Below are 6,417 nucleotides of genomic sequence, written 5' to 3'. Positions count from 1 at the left end.
CACACCTGAGACAGTGTTTTGGTGAGTAAATAAAGCGTTGTGTACTACCGAACCGCCCGGCCCCCTACCACCCGGCCCCCCCCCCCCCCGCCGCCGCGGCCGGCCCGCCCCGGACCAGGAGCATCCCGGTGTGGGTGTTCGTCCTCTCGCTCGTGCTCGCCGTCGGCGCCGGCCTCGGGGGCGGCGCGCTCCTGTGGGCGGGCGAATCGCCCGCGGACCGGCAGGCCGCGGAGGCACGGGACCAGTGCGAACACCAGATCACCGTCTACTTCAACGGCACCGACCCGGACCCGGTGATGTCCGCCGCCGCGGACCGGCTGCGCGGCGACGCCCGGTTCGCCAGCGTCCGCACCCAGACCCGGCTGGAGGCCTGGGCGGAGTTCAAGCGGATCTTCGCCGACGACCCGGACCTGCTGAGCAAGTCCCGGCCGGAGGCACTGCCCGCGGCCGTGGTCCTGATGACCCGGCCGGACACCACGCCCGAGCAGGTGGCCCCGGACCTGGTGCAGCTGTTCCCCGGCGCGGAGGTCCGGACGCTGGGCCCCTGCTCGCCCTAGCGCTGGGGCAGGTGCGCGGCCACGATCGGCGCCGCGCGTTCGGCCACCACGCACGACTTGCTCGGGTCCAGCAGGTTCTGCCCGCTGAGCACCACGAACTCCATCTCGCCGAGCTTGACGGCCAGGTTGCACAGCCAGTCGCCCATGATGGAGCTGTAGTGCTGCCACGTGATGCCGCCGATCTCCTTTTCCCCGAGCGGCTGCGCGGCGAAGTACTCCTCCATCGTCTGGTCGGTGCCGTAGTAGGCCTGCAGCGAGTCGTCGAGGCTGGCGTCCGGGTCGAGTGAACGCCACTCGCAGCCCGGCGGCACCCGGTAGGAGGGCTGGGCCGCCTTCGGCGTGCCAGGGCCGAGCCCCAGCTCGGCGGCCTCGTCGGTGGTGAGCAGCGTGCACGGGTCGGTCGAGTCGGCCGGCGCGACCGTGATCCGCCCGGGCGCCGGCTGCGGTGTCCCGCTGACCGTGGTCGTGCACGCGCTGACCAGGCCGGCCGCTGCCACCACCGCGGCGATCCGCCACCTCACTGAATGCCTCCCCGGACCAGGTTTAACCGCTCGGTAACTCGCGGCGTGATCGGTTGTCCCACGCCGAACCTAGCCTGGCGGGCGCTGCCGGGAGAGGGAGACGCCGCCATGACAGCTGATCCGTTCGAGATCACCCTGCCGGTCCAGACCGGGATCGGTGTGGTCGCGCCGTTCGACTTCGCCCTCGACCGGGAGCTGTGGCGCTGGGTGCCCGACCACGCGTGCCTGCACACCACGCGCCTGCCCTACCTGCCCGAGCCGGTCACCGTGCAGCTCGCCGAGGCGCTGGCCGACCCGCACGGCGTCCGCCGCGCCACCCGCGACCTGCTCGTCCCCGAACCCGAGGTGGTCGCCTACTCGTGCACGTCCGGCAGCTTCATCGGCGGCGCCGCGGGTGAGGCCGCCCTGGTCGCGGCGATGCTCGACGCCGGCGCGCCACGCGCGGTCACCACCTCCGGCGCGATGGTCGGCGCGCTGGAGTCGCTGGGCGTGCGCCGGGTCGCGGTCGTGACGCCGTACGTGGACGCGGTCACCGACCGGCTGGTGTCGTTCCTCGCCGAGTACGGCATCACCACGACCGCGAGCGTCGGGCTCGGCATGCTCGGCGAAATCTGGAAGATGACCTACGCGCACGTGCTGGCCGCGGTCGCCGAGCTGGACACCACCGGCGCCGACGCGTTGTTCGTGAGCTGCACGAACGTCCCCACCTACGACGTGATCGAGCCCCTGCGGCGGCGGCTGGGCATCCCGGTGCTCACGGCCAACCAGGTGACCATGTGGTCGGCCCTGCGCGCCGCCGGCGTGCCACTCGACTGGGACCTGGGCGCTCCGTCGCGGCGGGAGATCGGGCTGCCGACCGGGTAGCGCGAAACCCGCTGGTCGGGCTCGTTACGCTGGAGCGCATCCGTACCGGCTCGCACCAGGAGTACTGATGCACGACCCCCGCCAGCTGCTCGACCCCGAGGTGGACGCGGCCGCCAAGCTGCGCCGTCGCGGGTACGTGCTCGACACCGACCACCTGAGCAAGCTGGTGAGCAGGCGGTCCTCCGTCATCAGCGAGGGCGACCAGGCGCGGGCCGAGTCGAAAAAGGCCGCGGCCGAGGTCGGCGCCGCCGCCAAGCGCGGTGAGGACGTCACCGAGCTGCGCGAGCGGGCCCGCGAGCTGAAGAACCGGATCACCCGGCTCGAGGAGGAGCAGCGGGAGGTCGAGGCGGAGCTGCACGAGTTCCTGCTCGGCATCCCGAACATCCCGCTCGACGAGATCCCGGACGGCGCCACCGAGGAGTTCGCCGAGGAGGTGCGCCGCGTCGGCACGCCGCCGGAGTTCGACTTCGAGCCGCTCGACCACGTCGACCTGGGCGAGCGCGCCGGGATCCTCGACCTCAGCCGCGCGACGAAGCTGTCCGGCCCGCGGTTCGCGGTGTTCAAGGGCGCCGGGTCGCGCCTGCAGCGCGCGCTGGCCCAGTTCTTCCTCGACGTGCACACCGGCGAGCACGGCTACACCGAGTTCAGCCTGCCCGCGCTGGTCACCAGGCAGACCATGACCGGCACCGGCCAGCTGCCGAAGTTCGAGGAGGACCTGTTCCGCACCGGGGTGGCGGACCGGGAGCTGTTCCTCATCCCGACCGCCGAGGTGCCGCTGGTCAACCTGCACGCGGGCGAGATCCTGCAGCTGGAGGACCTGCCGCTGCGCTACACCGCGCACACGCCCTGCTTCCGCTCGGAGGCCGGCTCGTACGGCAAGGACACCCGCGGCCTGATCCGGCAGCACGAGTTCTCCAAGGTCGAGCTGGTGCAGTTCGTCGAGGAGGAGCGCTCGCGCGAGGCGCTGGACGAGATCCTGTCGCACGCCGAGGCGCCGCTGCGCAAGCTCGGGCTGCCGTACCGGGTCATCAAGCTCGCGGCCGGGGACACCGGGTTCTCCGCGCAGATCACCTTCGACGTCGAGGTGTGGCTGCCCAGCCAGGGCACCTACCGGGAGATCTCGAGCGCGTCGGACACCGGCACGTTCCAGACGCGGCGGGCGAACATCCGCGGCAAGGGCAAGGACGGCAAGCGGGCGCAGATCGCCACGCTGAACGCGTCCGGCCTGCCGATCGGGCGGACGCTGGTGGCGGTGCTGGAGAACAACCAGCAGGCCGACGGCTCGATCCGGATCCCCGAGGCGCTGGTGCCCTACACCGGTTTCGCGGTCATCAACCCCGACGGCAGCACGGCCTAGAGCAGCCTCGCCGTCTCGTCCCAGGGGCGGCGCTGGATCTCCGCGCCGCGGCCCGATTTGGGGCAATCGAGCGGCTGGGCGTCCCGGACGGAGTAGTAGCCGCCGGAGGCGAGGGTGTCGTCGGTCGCGAGCCGGGTGATGATCCCGGCTCCGCGACGCGGATCGCCGATCCGCAAGCCGCGCAGGGTCTTTTCGAGCAGCCCGGCGAACGGCAGTTCCCGGCCGAGGCCGGTGGTGTCGAAGCCGGGGTCGCAGCACACGGCGGAGCCGCCGGGGCCCGCGAGGCGGCGGGCCAGTCCCTGGCTGAACACGATCGCCATGAGCTTCGTCCGGCCGTAGTGGACGGACGACTCGCGGCGGGTGTATTCGCCGGTGAACGCGAGGTCGCGCGCCGCGTCGACGCTGGGCGCGTGCCGGGCCGCCTCGGAGGCGACCGTGACGACCCGCCCGGTGATCCGTTCCCGCAGGAGGTTCGTCAGCAGCCACGGTGCGAGGTAGTTGACCGCGGTCATCTCGGCGAAGCCGTCCGGCCAGGAACGCGTCGACCGGCTGCCCGGCCGCGTGGCGGAGCTCGTCCACCTTCACGCTGAGGTACCTCACTACTTTCCGAGAGGTGCACATGCCGGAAGCCGGGAAGATCGGGCTGCGCTACCTGACCGTCTCCAACCAGGTGCGGCGGGCGGTGGACGAGCACGTGGCGCGGGGCGGGCCGGCACTGAAATCCTGTCCCGCGTCTTCGGTCGGCTCGAACCGCGTCAGCTGTCCACTCTGGATGCTTTGCTCGACGCGATCGAAGCAGCGGCAACCGATGCGCGGGTGACGCCCACGTGAGTGATCCCTGATGGTGTCAGTTTCGCACCCCCACCGATCCGTCTACACCCATGGCGGAACGGAAACGGGGAAGGAGTGAGCAATGACTGGCACCATGCGTCCCGAGGAGCTCATGGAGAACGCGGTGGTGGACACCCACGGCCGCAAGATCGGGAAGGTCGGCACGGTCTACGTCGCCGACGACACGCAGCAGCCGGAGTGGGTCACGGTCCGCACCGGGATGTTCGGGCACAAGGAAAGCTTCGTGCCGCTCAAGGGCGCCACGATGGACCGCGATGGCCTGCACGTGCAGGTGACCAAGGAGAAGGTGTCCGAGGCGCCGCAGACCGACGGCGACCGGCACCTGTCCGAACAGGAATCCGCCGAGCTGTACCGGTTCTACGACATGCCGGCGCCGCGGGCCAGCCAGGAGAACCGGGGCGGCGGCCGCACCACGCCGCAGCCCAGCAAGCGGGGCGCCGCGGGCGAGTCGATGACCCGCTCGGAGGAACGGCTGAACGTCGGCACCGAGCGCGTCGAGACCGGCCGGGTGAAGCTGCGCAAGTACACCGTCACCGAGGAGCAGCAGGTCAAGGTGCCGGTGACGCACGAGGAGGTGCGGCTGGAGCGCGAGCCGATCACCGACGGCGACCGCACCGGCGCCCGGATCTCCGACGAGGAGCAGGAAATCACCCTGCACGAGGAGCGCCCGAAGGTCGAGAAGGAGACCGTGCCGGTCGAAAAGGTGCGGCTGGCCAAGGAAACCGTGCGCGACGAGCAGACCGTGTCCGGCCAGGTGCGCAAGGAGCGCGTCGAGATGGAGGACGACACCAAGCAGCGCCGCAACCGCTGACGCGGGGACGCCACGGTGGTGCCGCCACCGTGGCGTCCGCGGCTGTCAGCCGGTGACGAACCGGGCGATGATCCGGCCCAGCTCCTCGCCTTGGTCCTCCTGCAGGAAGTGGCCCGCGTTCGCCAGCGTCCGGTGGTCCTGGCCTGCCGCGCCCTTCATGGCGCGCTGCAGGACGGGGGCCGCCGGGCCGGTGATCGGGTCGCTGTCGCCGAAGGCGCAGAGGAACGGGGTGTCCAGTTCGGACAGCACCGACCAGGCGCGGCGGTTCGCCTCGCTCGCCGGGTCGTCCGGAGTGGTCGGCACCAGCCCGGGCATGGCGCGTGGACCGGCCTTGTACATCTCGTTGGGGAACGGCGCGTCGTAGGCGGCGCGCTCTTCGTCGGTGAGCTTGGTGCGGCAGCCGGACTGCACGAACCGTCCGATGTCGAGCACTGGCGCCTTCTGCACGGCGTTGCGGAAGGCGAGCCACTCGGGCGGCATGGGCTGGTCGCCGGTCGGCAGGACGGTGTTGGCCGCCACCACGCGGGCGAACCGGTCCGGGTTCTCGGCGACGACGCGCAGCCCGATCAGGCCGCCCCAGTCCTGCCCGACCAGCGTGACGTCACGCAGGTCGAGCGCGTCGAACGCGAACGAGCGGATCCACTCGACGTGCCGCGCGTAGGTGTGGTCGGCGACGTCGACGGGCTTGTCGGAGCGGCCGAAGCCGATCAGGTCGGGCGCGATCGCTCTGATCCCGGCGTCGGCCAGCACCGGCAGCACCTTGCGGTAGAGGAAGGACCAACTGGGCTCGCCGTGCAGGAGCAACACGACGGGACCGTCGAACGGGCCTGCCTCCACGTAGGAGATCCGGACGATGCCGTCGTGCTCGCTCTCCAGGTCGCAGTAGAGCGGCGGGTAGTCGAAGTCGGGGAGGTCGGTGAACCGGTCTTCGGGAGTCCTCAGCAGGCGCACACACCCACCCTAGGGGCTACCGGTCAGCTGATCGAGACCGCGACGACCAGACCCAGCGCCAGGTGCGCGGCCGCGACCACGATGCTGGCCGGCGCGAACACCTCGCTCTGCATGGTCCCCTTGACGTCGATGCGGGTCGACCACTCCAGCAGCCGCACCGCCAGGACCTGCACGATGATCCCGAGCAGGCCGTAGACCAGCGAGGTGATCAGGCCTTCGGTGAGGTCGCTGGCCGAGTTGAAGATCGCGACGACCACGATGAACGCCATCGACAGCATCCCGGACGCCGTGACGATCACCGCGTTCGGCAGGCCGCGGCGCACCAGGTCGGACAGCTTGCCGGGGGTGGTCCAGTCGATCGCGTAGAACCCGACCAGCATCAGCAGCAGCCCGATGACGCCGTACAGCAGGATCGCACCGATCCCGCGCACGAGGTCGGAACCGAACGTCTCGGCCAGCGCGAGGGTGTGGGTCACGGATTCTCCCAGTTTGGTGGTGTGAGTG

8 protein-coding genes are annotated in these 6,417 nt (G+C 71.0%); 4 read left to right on the top strand and 4 right to left on the bottom strand.

Going from position 1 to position 6,417, the window contains the following annotated elements:
* The first annotated feature begins 128 nt into the window (after window positions 1-128).
* Window positions 129-557, top strand: a complete 429-nt coding sequence (locus tag ABZ193_RS09860) for a permease-like cell division protein FtsX (RefSeq protein WP_354709563.1) — start codon at window positions 129-131, stop codon at window positions 555-557.
* Here the strand turns inward: ABZ193_RS09860 and ABZ193_RS09855 are convergent.
* The gene (locus ABZ193_RS09855) at window positions 554-1,078 is read right to left on the bottom strand and encodes a DUF3558 family protein (protein ID WP_354709562.1); all 525 of its coding nucleotides are present in this window, start codon (window positions 1,076-1,078) and stop codon (window positions 554-556) included. The two genes, ABZ193_RS09860 and ABZ193_RS09855, sit on opposite strands and share 4 nt — an antisense overlap.
* A gap of 108 nt (window positions 1,079-1,186) precedes the next feature.
* Here ABZ193_RS09855 and ABZ193_RS09850 point away from each other — a divergent pair, with 108 nt between their 5' ends.
* On the top strand, window positions 1,187-1,942 hold the full coding sequence (locus tag ABZ193_RS09850; RefSeq protein ID WP_237337510.1) for an Asp/Glu/hydantoin racemase: 756 nt from the start codon (window positions 1,187-1,189) through the stop codon (window positions 1,940-1,942).
* 67 nt (window positions 1,943-2,009) lie between these two features.
* Window positions 2,010-3,299, top strand: a complete 1,290-nt coding sequence (gene serS, locus ABZ193_RS09845) for a serine--tRNA ligase (protein ID WP_354709560.1) — start codon at window positions 2,010-2,012, stop codon at window positions 3,297-3,299.
* Here the strand turns inward: serS and ABZ193_RS09840 are convergent.
* Entirely contained in the window at window positions 3,296-3,811 is a 516-nt protein-coding gene (locus ABZ193_RS09840) for a hypothetical protein (protein ID WP_354709559.1), read from the bottom strand. The genes serS and ABZ193_RS09840 overlap by 4 nt on opposite strands.
* 401 nt (window positions 3,812-4,212) lie before the next feature.
* Here ABZ193_RS09840 and ABZ193_RS09835 point away from each other — a divergent pair, with 401 nt between their 5' ends.
* Entirely contained in the window at window positions 4,213-4,962 is a 750-nt protein-coding gene (locus ABZ193_RS09835) for a PRC and DUF2382 domain-containing protein (RefSeq protein ID WP_020416423.1), read from the top strand.
* A 45-nt stretch (window positions 4,963-5,007) separates the two neighbouring features.
* Here ABZ193_RS09835 and ABZ193_RS09830 read toward each other — a convergent pair whose 3' ends face one another.
* Together ABZ193_RS09830 and ABZ193_RS09825 are read right to left on the bottom strand one after the other, a co-directional pair.
* Window positions 5,008-5,913 carry a haloalkane dehalogenase gene (locus ABZ193_RS09830; RefSeq protein ID WP_020416422.1) on the bottom strand — a complete coding sequence of 302 codons (906 nt, stop codon included), beginning with the start codon at window positions 5,911-5,913 and terminating at the stop codon, window positions 5,008-5,010.
* 23 nt (window positions 5,914-5,936) lie between these two features.
* Window positions 5,937-6,389 (bottom strand): DUF350 domain-containing protein, encoded by a 453-nt coding sequence (locus ABZ193_RS09825; RefSeq protein ID WP_020416421.1) that lies wholly within the window; start codon window positions 6,387-6,389, stop codon window positions 5,937-5,939.
* Window positions 6,390-6,417 lie beyond the last annotated feature (28 nt).

The organism is Amycolatopsis sp. NPDC006125 (genome assembly GCF_040614195.1).
GTDB classification, from domain to species: Bacteria; Actinomycetota; Actinomycetes; order Mycobacteriales; family Pseudonocardiaceae; genus Amycolatopsis_E; species Amycolatopsis_E tucumanensis.
Note: the sequence above shows the minus strand (reverse complement) of the source record. Positions and strands in the feature narration are given on the sequence as shown.